Origin of the sequence: Pseudomonas sp. NPDC087358 (assembly GCF_044900785.1) — a bacterium.
Lineage (GTDB): Bacteria > Pseudomonadota > Gammaproteobacteria > Pseudomonadales > Pseudomonadaceae > Aquipseudomonas.
In genome coordinates this window covers 583,109-597,686 of record NZ_JBJDOA010000001.1, presented here as the reverse complement: position 1 = coordinate 597,686, position 14,578 = coordinate 583,109, and the positions used below count along the sequence as shown (strand labels likewise).

At 60.9% G+C, this 14,578-nt stretch carries 16 protein-coding genes; 8 read left to right on the top strand and 8 right to left on the bottom strand.

Annotated elements, in window-relative coordinates; all coding sequences use genetic code 11:
* Window positions 1–24 precede the first annotated feature (24 nt).
* The 5 genes from ACI2KS_RS02660 to ACI2KS_RS02640 form a co-directional block, all read right to left on the bottom strand.
* Window positions 25–1,047, bottom strand: coding sequence for an SIS domain-containing protein (locus tag ACI2KS_RS02660; protein ID WP_404616904.1), 1,023 nt, complete (start codon window positions 1,045–1,047; stop codon window positions 25–27).
* Window positions 1,025–2,134: an N-acetylglucosamine-6-phosphate deacetylase gene (gene nagA, locus ACI2KS_RS02655; protein ID WP_404616902.1), complete on the bottom strand. Its 1,110-nt coding sequence runs from the start codon at window positions 2,132–2,134 to the stop codon at window positions 1,025–1,027. Before nagA ends, ACI2KS_RS02660 begins: the two co-directional genes overlap by 23 nt.
* Before the next feature lie 51 nt (window positions 2,135–2,185).
* Complete coding sequence (locus ACI2KS_RS02650; RefSeq protein ID WP_404616900.1) at window positions 2,186–2,917, bottom strand: GntR family transcriptional regulator; 732 nt, start codon at window positions 2,915–2,917, stop codon at window positions 2,186–2,188.
* Window positions 2,918–3,319: 402 nt separating this feature from the next.
* On the bottom strand, window positions 3,320–3,883 hold the full coding sequence (locus ACI2KS_RS02645; RefSeq protein WP_404616898.1) for a murein L,D-transpeptidase family protein: 564 nt from the start codon (window positions 3,881–3,883) through the stop codon (window positions 3,320–3,322).
* Window positions 3,884–3,932: 49 nt separating this feature from the next.
* Window positions 3,933–4,484, bottom strand: coding sequence for an NUDIX hydrolase (locus ACI2KS_RS02640; protein ID WP_404616896.1), 552 nt, complete (start codon window positions 4,482–4,484; stop codon window positions 3,933–3,935).
* Window positions 4,485–4,632: 148 nt separating this feature from the next.
* Between ACI2KS_RS02640 and ACI2KS_RS02635 the strand changes: the two genes are divergently transcribed.
* The 4 genes from ACI2KS_RS02635 (at window position 4,633) to purT (ending at window position 7,481) form a co-directional block, all read left to right on the top strand.
* Window positions 4,633–5,244, top strand: a complete 612-nt coding sequence (locus tag ACI2KS_RS02635) for a CoA pyrophosphatase (protein ID WP_404616894.1) — start codon at window positions 4,633–4,635, stop codon at window positions 5,242–5,244.
* A 73-nt stretch (window positions 5,245–5,317) separates the two neighbouring features.
* Window positions 5,318–5,842, top strand: coding sequence for a gamma carbonic anhydrase family protein (locus ACI2KS_RS02630; RefSeq protein WP_404616892.1), 525 nt, complete (start codon window positions 5,318–5,320; stop codon window positions 5,840–5,842).
* Window positions 5,842–6,060 (top strand): DUF1289 domain-containing protein, encoded by a 219-nt coding sequence (locus ACI2KS_RS02625; protein ID WP_404616890.1) that lies wholly within the window; start codon window positions 5,842–5,844, stop codon window positions 6,058–6,060. Before ACI2KS_RS02630 ends, ACI2KS_RS02625 begins: the two co-directional genes overlap by 1 nt.
* 239 nt (window positions 6,061–6,299) lie before the next feature.
* Window positions 6,300–7,481, top strand: a complete 1,182-nt coding sequence (purT, locus tag ACI2KS_RS02620) for a formate-dependent phosphoribosylglycinamide formyltransferase (protein ID WP_404616888.1) — start codon at window positions 6,300–6,302, stop codon at window positions 7,479–7,481.
* A 164-nt stretch (window positions 7,482–7,645) separates the two neighbouring features.
* On the opposite strand, the gene ACI2KS_RS02615 is transcribed toward purT, so the two are convergent.
* From ACI2KS_RS02615 to ACI2KS_RS02605, 3 genes are all read right to left on the bottom strand, one after another.
* Entirely contained in the window at window positions 7,646–8,968 is a 1,323-nt protein-coding gene (locus tag ACI2KS_RS02615) for an MFS transporter (RefSeq protein ID WP_404616886.1), read from the bottom strand.
* 303 nt (window positions 8,969–9,271) lie between these two features.
* Window positions 9,272–10,510: a CNNM domain-containing protein gene (locus ACI2KS_RS02610; RefSeq protein WP_404616885.1), complete on the bottom strand. Its 1,239-nt coding sequence runs from the start codon at window positions 10,508–10,510 to the stop codon at window positions 9,272–9,274.
* A 12-nt stretch (window positions 10,511–10,522) separates the two neighbouring features.
* The gene (locus tag ACI2KS_RS02605; protein ID WP_404616883.1) at window positions 10,523–11,335 is read right to left on the bottom strand and encodes an inner membrane protein YpjD; all 813 of its coding nucleotides are present in this window, start codon (window positions 11,333–11,335) and stop codon (window positions 10,523–10,525) included.
* Window positions 11,336–11,576: 241 nt separating this feature from the next.
* On the opposite strand from ACI2KS_RS02605, the gene ffh reads away from it, so the two are divergent.
* From ffh to trmD, 4 genes are all read left to right on the top strand, one after another.
* Window positions 11,577–12,953, top strand: a complete 1,377-nt coding sequence (gene ffh / locus ACI2KS_RS02600; protein ID WP_404616881.1) for a signal recognition particle protein — start codon at window positions 11,577–11,579, stop codon at window positions 12,951–12,953.
* Window positions 12,954–13,201: 248 nt separating this feature from the next.
* Window positions 13,202–13,453 (top strand): 30S ribosomal protein S16, encoded by a 252-nt coding sequence (gene rpsP / locus ACI2KS_RS02595; RefSeq protein WP_037012442.1) that lies wholly within the window; start codon window positions 13,202–13,204, stop codon window positions 13,451–13,453.
* 5 nt (window positions 13,454–13,458) lie between these two features.
* A complete protein-coding gene (gene rimM, locus ACI2KS_RS02590) occupies window positions 13,459–13,995 on the top strand; it encodes a ribosome maturation factor RimM (protein ID WP_404616879.1) in 537 nt (178 codons plus the stop codon).
* Between the two features lie 3 nt (window positions 13,996–13,998).
* On the top strand, window positions 13,999–14,578 hold a 580-nt coding region (gene trmD, locus ACI2KS_RS02585), incomplete at its 3' end, for a tRNA (guanosine(37)-N1)-methyltransferase TrmD (protein WP_404616877.1).

Below are 14,578 nucleotides of genomic sequence, written 5' to 3'. Positions count from 1 at the left end.
AGGCGTCGGCCAAAGCGGCGGGGGTCAATGGGTTCGGGTGACTTTGCTCAGATGGCGCGGCTGGTCCGGGTCCATCCCGCGCGCCTGAGCCAGGCTGGCGGCCATCACGTAGAAGCTTTGGATGGCGAGGATCGGATCAAGGGCCGGATGGTCGGCTACGGTCAGCGTCAGGTCGCGTTCGGCCACGTCATCGGGCGCGGCCAGCAGCACTCTGGCGCCACGCTCGCGCATGTCGGCGGCAAGCGTCAGCAGGCTGGCCTGTTCGGCTCCGCGGGTGGCGAAAATCAGCATCGGGTAATGGTCGTCCACCAAGGCCATCGGGCCGTGGCGCACTTCGGCGCTGCTGAAGGCTTCGGCCTGAATCGCCGAGGTTTCCTTGAACTTCAGCGCTGCTTCCTGAGCGATGGCGAAACCGGTGCCACGGCCGATGACCATCAATCGCTGGCAATCGCGCAGGGCCTCGATGGCGACCGACCAGTCCTGGCGTGCCGCCTGGTCAAGCTGATCAGGCAGGGTCGCGCCGGCTTGAAGCAGCTGTGCATCCCGTTGCCAGTGGGCGACGAGGCGGGCGCTGGCGCTCAAGGTGGCAATGAAGCTCTTGGTGGCGGCCACGCTGAGTTCTGCTCCTGCGCTCAGGGGCAGCGTGTACTCACAAGCCTGTTCCAGCGGGGAATCCTGCGCGTTGACCAAGGCGATGCTCAAGGCGCCACGCTCGCGCAGTTTTTGCAGGCTGCCGACCAGATCAGGGCTTTGCCCTGATTGCGAAAAAGCCAGGGCGGGTTGGCCTTTGACCTGCATTGGCGAGTCATGCAGGGTGACCACCGACATCGGCAGTGACGCCACCGGCACGCCTGCATGTTGCATGGTCAGGTAGGCGAAGTAGCTGGCAGCGTGATCGGAACTGCCTCGGGCCACCGTCAGAACGACCCTTGGATCGGACCGCCGGAGGCGTTCTGCGACTTCCATCAGCCGCGGCTCCAGGATATCCAGCTGGCGCCGGACCACGTCGGCAGAGGCAAGGGCCTCATCGAGCATTTTTGAGTTCAATGGTTTCTCCTTCAACCATAACGGCAGTGAGTGCCAGATCGCGAGACAGGTACACGGCATCGGCGAAACTGCCCGCTTGAAGGCGGCCGCGTTCGTCGATACCCAGAAAATCGGCAGGAAATTGCGACAGGCGTTGTGAGGCTTCGGCCAGCGGCAGGCCGATCTTCACCAGATTGCGCAAGGCCTGATCCATCGTCAGCGTGCTGCCGGCCAGGGTGCCGTCCGCCAGGCGTACGCCGCCCAGGCACTTGGTCACGGTGTGGCTGCCCAATTTGTATTCGCCATCCGGCATGCCGGTGGCCGCAGTGGAATCGGTGACGCAGTACAGGCAGGGAATCGAGCGCAGGGCGACGCGGATCGCCCCCGGATGCACATGCAACAGGTCCGGGATCAGTTCGGCGTAACGGGCGTGGGCCAGCGCCGCGCCGACGATACCTGGCTCGCGGTGGTGCAACGGGCTCATGGCGTTGTACAGGTGAGTGAAACTGCTTGCGCCAGCCTCCAGGGCTTTGACGCCTTCTTCATAGCTGCCCAGGGTGTGACCAATCTGCAGGCGTACACCGCGTGCCGACAATGCCTTGATCAGCTGCACATGCCCGGCGATTTCCGGGGCGATGGTGATGACCTTGATCGGTGCCAGCGCCAGGTAAGCCTCTACCTCACTGAGCAATGCGGCATGCGCATGATTGGGTTGTGCGCCGAGTTTTCCGGGATTGATGTAGGGGCCTTCCAGATGCACACCCAGCACGCGGGCGGTGCCTGACGGCCGGCTCTGACAATAACCCCCCAGCTGCTCGAGCACCTGGCTGATCTCCTGCGCAGGTGCGGTCATGGTCGTGGCCAACATTGACGTGGTGCCGAAGCGCAGGTGAGTGCCGGCGATGGTGGCGAAGCTGCCGGCGCCCTCCATGACATCGCTGCCTCCGCCGCCGTGAACGTGCAGGTCGATGAAACCCGGCAGCAGGTAGGGCAGGTCGTTGTCCTGCGGTTCGCAGGGGACGCCCTGAATCTGGGTGACTCGACCGTCACGATGCTGCAACTGGCCGCGAACCCAACCGTCAGGCGTGAGGATGTTGAAATCGGACATACAGGCTCCGTGTTTGAGGCAGGCGCAAAGACGCGGTTTATCAGCCCGGCGCTATCGCCGTAACTCGGCAACGAAATCGTAGTAATCGTCGCGGCAATAGGTATCGGTCAGCTCGATCGGCGTGTTGTCGGCCAGATAACCGATACGGGTCATCAACAGCATGGCGGTGCCGGTCTGGATGCCGACCAGCTCGGCCATTTCTGCCGAGGCGTTGATGGCGCGGATGTGCTGCAGCGCGCGAACCACCGGGCGACCCATCGCATCCAGATGGGCATACAGCGAATCGCCGATGGTTTCGGGATTGGGCAGCAGGCTGGCGGGCAGGGCGCTGAACTCCACGGCCATGACAATGCCGTCGGCCTTGCGCAGGCGTTTGAGCCGGGCGACCTTTTCGGTCGGGGACAGGCTCAGGCGAATGAGTTCTTCGTGGGTGGGCAGGGCGATGTCACGCTCAAGCCATTGCGAGCTTGGGGTGAAGCCTTTGACCCGGAGCATTTCGCTGAAGCTTGAAAGACGTGAAAGCGGTTGTTCCAGGCGCGGGGTGATAAACGTGCCGGAACCCTGGTTGCGGCGAATCAGCCCCTGTTCGAGCAATATCTCGAATGCCTTGCGCGCGGTGACCCGGGAAATGTTCAGGGTCTCGCTGAGGCTGCGCTCGGACGGCAGCGCCTGCTCGGCCTTCCACAGACCGGCATGGATCGCTGCTTCCAGATTGCGCGCCAGTTGCAGATAAAGCGGCGTCGGCTGGGTGTCGTCGGGGCGCAAAGCGAGGATCGAATTCATGGACGTGTTCCGAAGTGATTTGAAATTATTCTCGGACTGTTTGCCGAAAGTAATACCACTTGCATACCACGTCAATGGAATTGGTATTGTCGAGGGGGATTTGTTGTCACGAGATGGTGACTGGGAAGGGCGTGTCTGGAGCGCGCAGTGCCTTGGTCATCATGCAACCAGCTGTTGATTCTGGGCGCAGCCCGTAGGAGCCAGCTTGCTCGCGATCTGCCGGGAACCGGCAGCAGTGCCGGTGAATACGGTATCTCTGACAGCACCGCAGTGGAGGGTTTTGCTACTGCTTCGCAGCAGATCGCGAGAAAGCTGCGGTCACACGGGCTGCGCCCAGAATCAAGCCTTCTGCGGCGCACAAAGGCTGTGGGCAATCTGGCTCTAACTGGTATTACATCGGACTCACGGCCGAATCTCGATCATCGTGCCGTCCTTGACCAGATCCCAGACTTCCCGAATGTCGCTGTTCTTCATCGCGATGCAGCCATTGGTCCAGTCGAGGGTCTGGAAATACCACTCAGGGTAATTCTCATCGATCGGGGTGCCGTGGATCATGATCATGCTGCCGGGATTCACGTTCTCGCGGCGGGCGCGGGCGGAGTCGGAGATGTTGGGGTAGGAAATGTGCAGCGACAGGTTGTAGGCGTCGCTGGTCTTGCGATAGTCCAGCCAGTAGAAACCTTCCGGCGTGCGTTGATCGCCTTCTTGCAGTTTCTGCCCCTTGGGTGCCTTGCCCAGGGAGATGCGATAGGTCTTCAGCGCCTCGCCCTTGCTCATCAACTGCAACTGGTGCGCGGATTTGAGCACCAGAATCTTGTCGATGGTGCGCTCGGCTATATCTTGTGTGTCGACCACCTTGCCGCCAATGAACTTCTGTTCACTGCCTTTGGGTACGATGGTCTGGGTGAACGCAGCTTGCGACAGCGGAACGAACGACAGACATAGAACAGCAAGCAACCAACGCATTTCAACGGTATCCCTGAAGCCTGCGCGTCAACCGCGCGTGGTCATCTGATCAAGTGGTTTTAAGGGGAGCAGTGATAGTCAGGCAATCGGTATGCACCGGGAATTCTTGATGCCGCCGGTCGATAAAAAACCATTCAAGGGTTCGTCTGACGGTGTTGAACGCCAGCTCCGACCATGGAATGTCTGCTTCGTCGAACAGCCTGACCTCAAGGCTTTCGACGCCGGCGGCGAAGTCTGCGCTGGCCATGTTTGCGCGGTAGAAGATATGCACTTGATTGATGTGCGGCACATCGACCATCGCATACAGATGCAACTCTTCAAGTACCGCGCAGGCTTCTTCCAGCGTTTCCCGGCGGGCCGCCTGATCAACGCTTTCGCCGTTCTCCATGAAGCCGGCTGGCAGCGTCCAGTAACCCAGGCGGGGTTCGATGGCGCGGCGGCACAATAGCACCTTGTCACCCCAGACCGGCAGCACACCGGCGACGATATTCGGGTTCTGGTAGTGAATGGTGTGGCAGTGGTCGCACACGTATCGCGGGCGGCTGTCGCCCTCGGGAATGCGCTGGCTGACCTGTTCGCCGCAATGGCTGCAGAATTTCATGATTGGATCGGGTCCCTGAAGTCAGCGGCTATCTTGGCGCGCCACGCGGGTGGTCGGCAAGGGGTGCGTACCGGGCCGTCGGACAAGGGCTTGGGCGCATCGCCGCTTTGGTGCATGATGCCGGACAGGCAACAGACCGAGACTTCTCATGCTGGACGAGTTACTTCGCCGTATAAGCAGCCATACGCCGGGCACCCTTGAGACCGACGCACGCTATCCTGAGGCCGCAGTCCTGCTGCCGATCACCCGCAGCGACGAGCCCGAGCTGGTGCTGACCCTGCGCGCCAGCGGGCTGTCGACTCATGGTGGCGAAGTGGCGTTTCCCGGCGGGCGACGCGACCCCGAAGACCCTGATCTGGTGTTCACCGCATTGCGCGAGGCCGAGGAGGAGATAGGCTTGCCGCCGGGACTGGTCGAGGTGGTGGGCCCTCTGAGTCCGTTGATCTCCAAGCACGGGATCAAGGTCACGCCGTACGTGGGCATCATTCCCGATTTTGTCGAATACCGGCCCAATGATGGCGAAATCGCCGCCGTGTTCAGCGTCCCGCTGGAGTTTTTCCGCCAGGACGCCCGTGAGCATACGCACCGCATCGACTATCAGGGCCGCAGTTGGTACGTCCCCAGTTACCGCTTTGGCGAGTACAAGATCTGGGGCCTGACGGCGATCATGATCGTTGAGCTGATGAACGTCTTGTTCGACAGCAATATCAGTCTGAACGAGCCGCCCAAACGCTCGATCATCCACACGCTCAAGTCCTGACAGACGCCTTTCCACCCACCGTGAGCCTAGTGCTCGACCCACGGCCGCAGAGCCGAGCCATGAGGAAAACACTATGAAATACCGTCTGGGTGATTCCCGCGTCGAAGCCCACCCGCAAAGCTGGATCGCGCCCACCGCGACCCTCATCGGCAGGATCAGGCTGCAAGCCAACGCCAGTGTCTGGTTCGGCGCGGTGTTGCGCGGCGACAACGAACTGATCGACATCGGCGAGAACAGCAACGTCCAGGACGGCACGGTGATGCACACCGACATGGGCTCGCCGCTGACCATCGGCAAGAACGTCACCATCGGCCACAACGTCATGCTGCACGGCTGCACGGTGGACGACAACACGCTGATTGGCATCAACTCGGTGATCCTCAACGGCGCGAAGATCGGCAAGTACTGCATCATCGGCGCCAATTCGCTGATCGGCGAAGGCAAGGTGATCCCCGATGGCTCGCTGGTCATGGGCTCCCCCGGCAAGATCATCCGGGAGCTGACTGACGCCCAGAAGAAAATGCTCGAGGCCAGCGCTGCCCATTACGTCCTCAACGCACAGCGCTACGCTCGCGATCTGGCGCCCCAGGAAGACTGATGTCCAGCGATAACCTCTCCCACGAAAAACCCGTACGCTCGCCCTGCGTGAACATCTGCGCGCTGGACGACGCCGACATCTGCGTCGGTTGCCAGCGCACAGTCGCCGAGATCACCGGCTGGAGTCGCATGAGCAACGATCAGCGACGTGCGGTGCTTCTGCTGTGCGGTGAGCGGGCGCAGGCAGGCGGGATGATGTTTTCGGTGGGTGGGAAGTAGCCCCATCCCCTGTAGCAGTGAGCTTGCTCGCGATTGCAATCATTCAGAGACATCAATGTTCAATGACACACCGCAATCGCGAGCAAGCTCACGCCTACAGTGGTTGCGCCAAATCGCCGGATCGCCTGTCCGTCGCCACACCCCATCCCCGGTCTTCGTGGTAAATTGCGCGCCTTTCTTCCCTGCGCTTGCCTGCACATGACGGGCTGGCCTTGATATCTGCTCCACGAGGACCTGAGATGACTCAAATCGGAACTCCACTGTCGCCGACCGCGACCCGCGTTTTGCTCTGCGGTTGCGGCGAGCTTGGCAAGGAAGTGGTGATCGAACTGCAACGCCTGGGCGTTGAAGTGATTGCCGTCGACCGTTACGCCAATGCCCCGGCCATGCAGGTAGCGCACCGCAGCCATGTCATCAACATGCTCGATGGCGCAGCGTTGCGTGCAGTGATCGAGGCCGAGAAGCCGCACTACATCGTTCCGGAAATCGAAGCCATCGCCACCGCGACGCTGGTGGAGCTGGAATCCGAAGGCTTCACCGTGATCCCGACGGCCCGCGCCGCGCAGTTGACCATGAACCGCGAGGGCATTCGTCGTCTGGCCGCTGAAGAGCTGGATCTGCCGACCTCGCCGTATCACTTCGCCGACACCTTCGAAGACTACAAGAAGGCCGTTGAAGACCTGGGCTTCCCGTGCGTGGTCAAGCCGGTCATGAGTTCCTCGGGCAAGGGCCAGAGCCTGCTGAAAACCGACGCCGATATCCAGAAAGCCTGGGACTACGCGCAGGAAGGCGGCCGCGCTGGCAAGGGTCGGGTGATCATCGAAGGCTTCATCGATTTCGATTACGAAATCACCCTGCTGACCGTGCGTCATGTCGGCGGCACCACCTTCTGCGCGCCCGTCGGTCACCGTCAGGAGAAGGGCGACTACCAGGAGTCCTGGCAGCCACAGGCCATGAGCCCGGTGGCGTTGGCTGAGTCCGAGCGCGTTGCCAAGGCGGTCACCGAAGCATTGGGCGGCCGTGGTCTGTTCGGCGTCGAGCTGTTCATCAAGGGCGATCAGGTCTGGTTCAGCGAAGTGTCGCCGCGTCCGCATGATACCGGTCTGGTGACCCTGATTTCGCAGGACCTGTCGCAGTTCGCGCTGCACGCCCGCGCCATTCTCGGCCTGCCGATTCCATTGATCCGTCAGTTTGGTGCCTCGGCCTCGGCGGTGATTCTGGTGGAAGGCAAGTCGACTCAGACCGCTTTCGCCAACCTGGAGCAGGCCCTGAGCGAACCCGACACTGCGCTGCGCCTGTTCGGCAAGCCGGAAGTCAACGGCCAGCGGCGCATGGGCGTGGCCCTGGCCCGCGACGAATCGGTTGAAGCGGCGCGAAGCAAAGCAATGCGTGCATCGATGGCGGTGAAGGTTCAGCTGTAACTTTCCCGGCATAAAAAAACGGCGCCCTCAGTGGCGCCGTTTTTTTGTACGCTGAATACCACCTTCATGTAGGAGTGAGGTTGCTCGCGATGCAATCTGTCAGTGATGCTTCATGTGCCTGACACAGCGCAATCGCGAGCAAGCTCACTCCTGCTGATCAGGCATCACCTGATGGTGTCCAGATCGGCGTGGCGGGTTTCCTTCAGGCACAGCACGGCAATCAGGCTGATCAGCGCTGCGGCCGATACATAACCGCCGACCCAGCTCAAACCGCCCATCTCCACCAATTGCTGGGCGAAGAACGGTGCCACTGACGCGCCGACAATGCCGCCGATGTTGTAGGCCGCCGAAGCGCCGGTGTAGCGCACGCGTGTCGGAAACAGTTCAGGCAGCATCGCGCCCATCGGGGCGAAGGTCACGCCCATCAGGAACAGCTCGATGGACAGGAACAGCGTCACCGCCCACGTGGTGCCATGAGTCAGCAATGGCTCCATCAAAAAGCCTGACAAAATGGCCAGCACGCCGCCGATGATCAGCACCGGCTTGCGCCCGAAGCGGTCACTGGCCCAGGCCGACAGCGGCGTAGCCAGGGCCATGAACAGCACCGCAAAGCACAACATGGCGAGGAAGGATTCGCGGCTGTAGCCCAGCGTTTTTACGCCATAGCTCAGGGAAAACACGGTCGAGATATAAAACAGCGCGTAGCACACCACCATCGACGCTGCGCCCAGCAGCATGGGCACCCAGTACTGCGAGAACAACTCGACGATCGGCATTTTCAGCCGCTCGTGGCGAGCGATGGCCTTGGCGAAAATCGGCGTTTCTTCAAGCTTCAGGCGCACGTACAGGCCGATCACCACCAGCACCGCGCTGAGCAGGAACGGGATTCTCCAGCCCCATGAGCGAAATTGCTCATCGGTCAAGGTCATGGCCAGGGTCAGAAACAGCCCGTTGGCCACCAGAAAGCCGATCGAAGGCCCTAACTGCGGGAACATGCCGAACCAGGCGCGCTTGCCCTTGGGCGCGTTCTCGGTGGCCAGCAATGCAGCACCGCCCCATTCGCCTCCCAGCCCAAGGCCCTGGCCGAAGCGCAGGACGCAGAGCAGGATCGGCGCCCATGAGCCAATGGCCTGGTAGCCCGGCAGCACGCCGATGAGCGTGGTACAGATGCCCATCAACAGCAGGGATGCGACCAGCGTTGATTTGCGCCCGATGCGGTCGCCGAAATGACCGAACAGCGCCGAGCCCAATGGCCGGGCCAGGAACGCAATGCCGAAGGTCAGGAACGCCGAGAGCATTTGTGCCGTGCTGGAGGTCTGCGGGAAGAACACCGGCCCGATGACCAGCGCGGCGGCAGTGGCGTAGACGTAGAAGTCGTAGAACTCGATGGCGGTACCGATGAAGCTTGCGGTGGCCACCCGGGCGGCAGAGTTGGCCGGACGTACCGTGCGCTCGTCGCTCGATTGATAGGCGGAAGTACTGGTCATGCGGGTATCCCTGGCAGTCATCTTGCCTGTCAGCGGGCGGCGAAGAGTCTTACGCGCGCTGGGGCAATCGTTAATTATTGTGGGTACAGCGCTGAACAGACTAGCCCGGATGCGGGCGAGGGCGTTGGCAGTGCTCGGGATGGGAGCGGGCGCCAGGGGAGTCGCGTGAAGACGTCAGGCTGATTGACTGGCCGACTCGCGCATTGTGCGGGTAGCACGCGGATCGGCGGGGCTGGGTAAGCGCATCGATTATAGGAAGGGCGCCCGCGCAGAAACAAGTGTTTCAGACGAGCAAGGCGCGCTTCAGGTGACGTCGCGGGTCCGGGTGTTCTGCCACATCAGTACCTTGGTGACCCGATTGTCCTCGGTCTCCAGGGTTTCCAGGCGATACGGCCCGATCTTCAGGCAGACCGAACTGGCAGGAATGGTCTCCAGTGCCTCGGTGACCAGGCCATTGAGGGTCTTGGGCCCATCCGCCGGCAAGTGCCAGCCCAGTGTTCTGTTCAGGTCGCGGATGGACGCCGCGCCATCGACCACCAGACGCCCGTCCGGCTGCGGATGAATATGCGGGTTGTCGAGCGACTGCTCGCTCTCGAACTCGCCGACGATCTCTTCGAGGATGTCCTCAAGGCTGACGATGCCGAGCACTTCACCGTACTCGTCGACCACCACACCCATGCGTCGCTGCTGCTTGTGGAAGTTCAGCAACTGCATCTGCAACGGGGTGCTTTCCGGCACGAAGTAAGGCTCGTAGCAGGCGGCCTTCAGCGTTTCCTTGGTCAACTGCCCACGAGGCAGCAGATGGCTGATCATCCGGGTATTGAGCACGCCTTCGACCTGGTTGATGTCGTTGTGATAGACCGGCAGGCGGGTATGGCGCGAAATGATCAGCTTGTCGGCAATCTCTTCGATGGTGTCGTCCAGATTGATCCCGTCCACCTCGCTGCGCGGCACCAGGATGTCATTGACCGTCATGCTGTCCAGCGCATGAATCCCCGAAATGACCTGGGCGCGGCCGAAGTGGCTTTCGTTGTCCTGGAAGATCGTGGCGCCCATGTCGTCGTCATCGGCGGCGTTGTCCGGACGACGCCTGGACAGGAATGGGCGCAGCAGCAGTTTGGCGATGTTCTTGTACAGCCAGGTCAGCGGTCGCAGCAGGCGCATGGGAATGCGCAGCACGTTGTTGCCCAGCAGCAGGATGGCTTCGGGGCGGCGGGCGGCCAGCTTGCGTGGAATGAACTCGGTCACCACCACCAGCAGGCTGGCAACGCCGATCCAGGCAATCAGTGGCCCGTGGAAATACCACTGGCTGATCGCCAGGAGCGTGGCAATGATGGTGATCAGCACCTTGAGCAGGGTATTGCCCAGCACCAGGCTGTTGAGGTTGAACGCCAGGACCGGCTTGGCCGGCTCGCTCGAGCGCGGGTTGATGCGCACCGCGCGCAGGTTGTAATGGGCCGCTTCGACGGCGGTGAACAACGCCGACCACAGCGTCAGCAGTACCAGGAGCGCGAGCATCGTGCCGATGGGCAGGTTATCCATGATTAGCGCCGGTCAGATGTGCAGAATGTATTCGCGTACCAGCTTGCTGCCGAAATAGGCCAGCATCAGTAGCAGGAAGCCGCCCAGTGTCCAGCGAATGGCCTTGTGACCACGCCAGCCCAGACGATTGCGTCCCCACAGCAGGACGCTGAACACGACCCAGGCCAGGATCGACAGCAAGGTCTTGTGTACCAGATGCTGGGCGAACAGGTTTTCGACGAACAGCCAGCCGGAAATCAACGACATCGACAGCAGCGTCCAGCCGGCCCAGAGAAAGCCGAACAGCAGGCTTTCCATGGTTTGCAGCGGCGGGAAGTTACGGATCAGGCCCGAGGGGTGCTTGTTCTTCAGTTGGCGGTTCTGCACGAGCAGCAGCAGGGCCTGGAACACCGCAATGGTGAACATGCCATAGGCCAGGATCGACAGCAGGATGTGGCCGATCAGCCCTTGCTCGGCCATGATCGGCTGCAGCGTGCCGCTGGGGGCGAATTGCGCCATCAGGGTGGTCAGCAGGCCGAGCGGGAATAACAGTATCAGGAGAATTTCGACGGGAATGCGGATGCACGCCAGCATGGTCACGATAATCACCGCGACGGCGATCAGGCTGGCGGCACTGAAAAAGTCCAGACCCAGGCCGATGGGACGCACCAGTTGGCCGAAAAGCGCACTGGCCTGACAGGCGACAGCCAAGGTGCCGATCAGGCACAGCAGCCATTTGTCGGCCTTCTTGCCCTGACGCAGGCGAGTGCCTTGATAGAGGGTCGCAGCGGCGTAGAGGACGGCGGCGGCGAGGCTGAACAGCAAACTCGGTGACAAGGGGAACATAGATCCTGTTGGGCGTGCCCGAAAGCCGCTGAGTTTGGCATAGAACCGACATTTCACGAAAGACCACAGAAGCAGACGCCGTGGTGTCCGTGCGCCGGACTCTTCGCTATAATCCGCGACCTGCTCACGCCACAGGCTCGCCGAGCGCTGTTCTGCCTATATAGATGTGCTGCCCACGGCGCACACGGAACAGGGCCGTGCCGTATCAACCGGGGTTCAGAACGAACCTAAAGGATCACGCATGTTTGAAAATCTGACAGATCGTCTCTCGCAGACGCTGCGCCAGGTCACCGGCAAAGCCAAGCTGACCGAGGACAACATCAAGGACACTCTGCGTGAAGTGCGTATGGCGTTGCTTGAAGCCGACGTCGCCTTGCCGGTTGTCAAAGACTTCGTCAACCGCATCAAGGAACGCGCCGTCGGCACCGAGGTGTCGCGCAGCCTGACGCCGGGCCAGGCGTTCGTGAAGATCGTCCAGGCCGAGCTCGAAGAAATGATGGGGGCGGCCAACGAAGAGCTGACCCTCAACGTCACGCCGCCTGCGGTCATCCTGATGGCGGGTCTGCAGGGTGCCGGCAAGACCACCACTGCGGGCAAGCTGGCGAAATTTCTCAAAGAGCGCAAAAAGAAAACCGTGATGGTGGTGTCTGCGGACGTCTACCGTCCTGCGGCGATCAAACAGCTGGAAACCCTGGCCAACGACATCGGCGTGACGTTCTTCCCGTCCGATATCAGCCAGAAGCCGGTGGACATCGCTGAAGCCGCCATCCGCGAAGCCAGGCTCAAGTTCATCGACGTGGTGATCCTCGACACCGCCGGTCGTCTGCACATCGACGCCCAGATGATGGGCGAGATCCAGGCCCTGCACGCAGCTGTCAAGCCGGCCGAGACCCTGTTCGTGGTCGACGCCATGACCGGCCAGGACGCCGCCAACACGGCCAAGGCCTTTGGCGATGCGTTGCCACTGACCGGCGTGATCCTGACCAAGGTCGACGGTGACGCCCGCGGTGGTGCCGCGCTGTCGGTGCGTGCCATCACCGGCAAGCCGATCAAGTTCATCGGTATGGGCGAGAAGAGCGACGCGCTGGAGCCCTTCCACCCTGATCGTATCGCCTCGCGCATCCTGGGCATGGGTGACGTACTCAGCCTGATCGAACAGGCCGAGCAGACCCTCGACAAGGACAAGGCCGACAAACTGGCCAAGAAGCTGAAGAAGGGCAAGGGCTTCGATCTCGAAGACTTCCGCGATCAGCTGCAACAGATGAAAAACATGGGCGGCCTCGGCGGGCTCATGGACAAACTGCCGAGCATCGGTGGCGTCAACCTGTCGCAGATGGGTAACGCGCAGAATGCCGCAGAGAAGCAATTCAAGCAGATGGAAGCCATCATCAACTCCATGACCCCGGCCGAGCGCCGCGACCCTGAGCTGATCAGCGGTTCGCGCAAGCGCCGTATCGCCATGGGTTCGGGTACCCAGGTGCAGGACATCGGGCGTCTGATCAAGCAGCACAAGCAGATGCAGAAGATGATGAAGAAGTTCTCCACCAAAGGCGGCATGGCCAAAATGATGCGCGGGATGGGCGGAATGTTGCCCGGCGGTGGCATGCCCAAGATGTGATTTGCAACGCGCGGGAGCCTTCTCCCGCGCGGCCTTCTTTGGGGCAACTGTCCCACTGGCCTGCTTGCGCAGGCGCTCACTGGCCGTTGTTGATGACGGCTCCATGGCAAATCTTGATGGCCTTGCGGCTCACGCCGGAAAAAGTCATTTGCAAAAGTCCGGATATTCCTTAGAATATGCGGCCTTTCGGGCACCCATGCCCGCTGTGCATCTTAGATTTGCAGCACCGACTACAGGAACTTTGTTCAATGCTAACAATCCGTCTTGCCCTTGGCGGCTCCAAAAAGCGCCCGTTCTACCACCTGACTGTGACCGACAGCCGTAACCCACGCGACGGTTCGCACAAGGAACAAATCGGTTTCTTCAACCCGGTTGCCCGTGGTCAGGAAATCCGTCTGTCCGTGAACCAAGAGCGTCTGGCTTACTGGCTGAGCGTTGGTGCACAACCTTCTGAGCGTGTTGCTTCGCTGTTGAAGGAATCTGCTAAGGCTGCGGCCTGAGCAATATGAACGCGACGCCAGCCGTTGCTGATGACTTGATCGTTATCGGCAAAATCTATTCTGTACATGGCGTTCGCGGCGAAGTGAAGGTGTATTCCTTTACTGATCCGACTGAAAACCTGTTGCAGTACAAAACCTGGACGCTCAAGCGCGAAGGCAATGTCAAGCAGGTTGAGCTGGTCAGCGGACGTGGGAGCGATAAGTTCCTGGTCGCGAAGCTCAAGGGTCTCGATGATCGTGAAGAAGCTCGTCTTCTGGCCGGTTATGAGATCTGCGTGCCACGCAACCTGTTCCCTGAATTGACCGACGGCGAGTACTACTGGTACCAGCTCGAAGGTCTGAAGGTCATTGATCAACTCGGGCAGTTGCTCGGGAAAGTCGATCATCTTCTGGAAACCGGCGCCAACGATGTAATGGTGGTCAAGCCCTGCGCTGGCAGTCTGGATGATCGCGAACGCCTGTTGCCCTATACGGAGCAATGCGTGTTGGCCGTCGACCTGGTTGCAGGCGAGATGAAGGTGGATTGGGACGCGGATTTCTAAGCAATGGCTAGCCTGCGCATAGAAGTCATCAGTCTGTTTCCCGAGATGTTTTCCGCCATCAGCGAATACGGCATTACCAGCCGTGCGGTGAAACAAGGGCTGTTGCAGCTCACTTGTTGGAATCCGCGGGACTACACCACGGATCGGCATCACACTGTGGACGATCGCCCGTTTGGCGGTGGCCCTGGCATGGTGATGAAGATCAAGCCTCTGGAAGATGCACTGGTTCAGGCCAGGCAGGCTGCCGGGGATGCGGCGAAGGTAATTTACCTGTCGCCACAAGGCCGCAAGCTGGATCAGTCTGCGGTACGCGAATTGGCTCAGGAACAGGCACTGATCCTGATTGCCGGTCGTTATGAAGGCATTGACGAGCGTTTCATAGAAGCTCATGTCGATGAAGAGTGGTCGATTGGAGACTACGTGTTGTCTGGCGGCGAGCTGCCAGCCATGGTCCTGATCGATGCGGTTACGCGACTGCTGCCTGGAGCTTTAGGGCATGCGGATTCCGCGGAGGAAGATTCCTTCACGGATGGTCTGCTGGATTGCCCGCACTACACCCGACCGGAGGTGTATGCGGATCAGC

Excerpts from the sequence above, each read along its gene's own strand:
- ACI2KS_RS02640 (WP_404616896.1), bottom strand. The coding sequence starts at position 4,484 with ATGAAATTCTGCAGCCATTGCGGCGAACAGGTCAGCCAGCGCATTCCC.
- ACI2KS_RS02635 (WP_404616894.1), top strand. The coding sequence starts at position 4,633 with ATGCTGGACGAGTTACTTCGCCGTATAAGCAGCCATACGCCGGGCACC.
- rimM (WP_404616879.1), top strand. The coding sequence starts at position 13,459 with ATGAACGCGACGCCAGCCGTTGCTGATGACTTGATCGTTATCGGCAAA.
- ACI2KS_RS02645 (WP_404616898.1), bottom strand. The coding sequence starts at position 3,883 with ATGCGTTGGTTGCTTGCTGTTCTATGTCTGTCGTTCGTTCCGCTGTCG.
- ACI2KS_RS02630 (WP_404616892.1), top strand. The coding sequence starts at position 5,318 with ATGAAATACCGTCTGGGTGATTCCCGCGTCGAAGCCCACCCGCAAAGC.
- ffh (WP_404616881.1), top strand. The coding sequence starts at position 11,577 with ATGTTTGAAAATCTGACAGATCGTCTCTCGCAGACGCTGCGCCAGGTC.
- ACI2KS_RS02615 (WP_404616886.1), bottom strand. The coding sequence starts at position 8,968 with ATGACCAGTACTTCCGCCTATCAATCGAGCGACGAGCGCACGGTACGT.
- ACI2KS_RS02605 (WP_404616883.1), bottom strand. The coding sequence starts at position 11,335 with ATGTTCCCCTTGTCACCGAGTTTGCTGTTCAGCCTCGCCGCCGCCGTC.
- ACI2KS_RS02650 (WP_404616900.1), bottom strand. The coding sequence starts at position 2,917 with ATGAATTCGATCCTCGCTTTGCGCCCCGACGACACCCAGCCGACGCCG.
- ACI2KS_RS02610 (WP_404616885.1), bottom strand. The coding sequence starts at position 10,510 with ATGGATAACCTGCCCATCGGCACGATGCTCGCGCTCCTGGTACTGCTG.
- purT (WP_404616888.1), top strand. The coding sequence starts at position 6,300 with ATGACTCAAATCGGAACTCCACTGTCGCCGACCGCGACCCGCGTTTTG.
- ACI2KS_RS02625 (WP_404616890.1), top strand. The coding sequence starts at position 5,842 with ATGTCCAGCGATAACCTCTCCCACGAAAAACCCGTACGCTCGCCCTGC.
- rpsP (WP_037012442.1), top strand. The coding sequence starts at position 13,202 with ATGCTAACAATCCGTCTTGCCCTTGGCGGCTCCAAAAAGCGCCCGTTC.
- nagA (WP_404616902.1), bottom strand. The coding sequence starts at position 2,134 with ATGTCCGATTTCAACATCCTCACGCCTGACGGTTGGGTTCGCGGCCAG.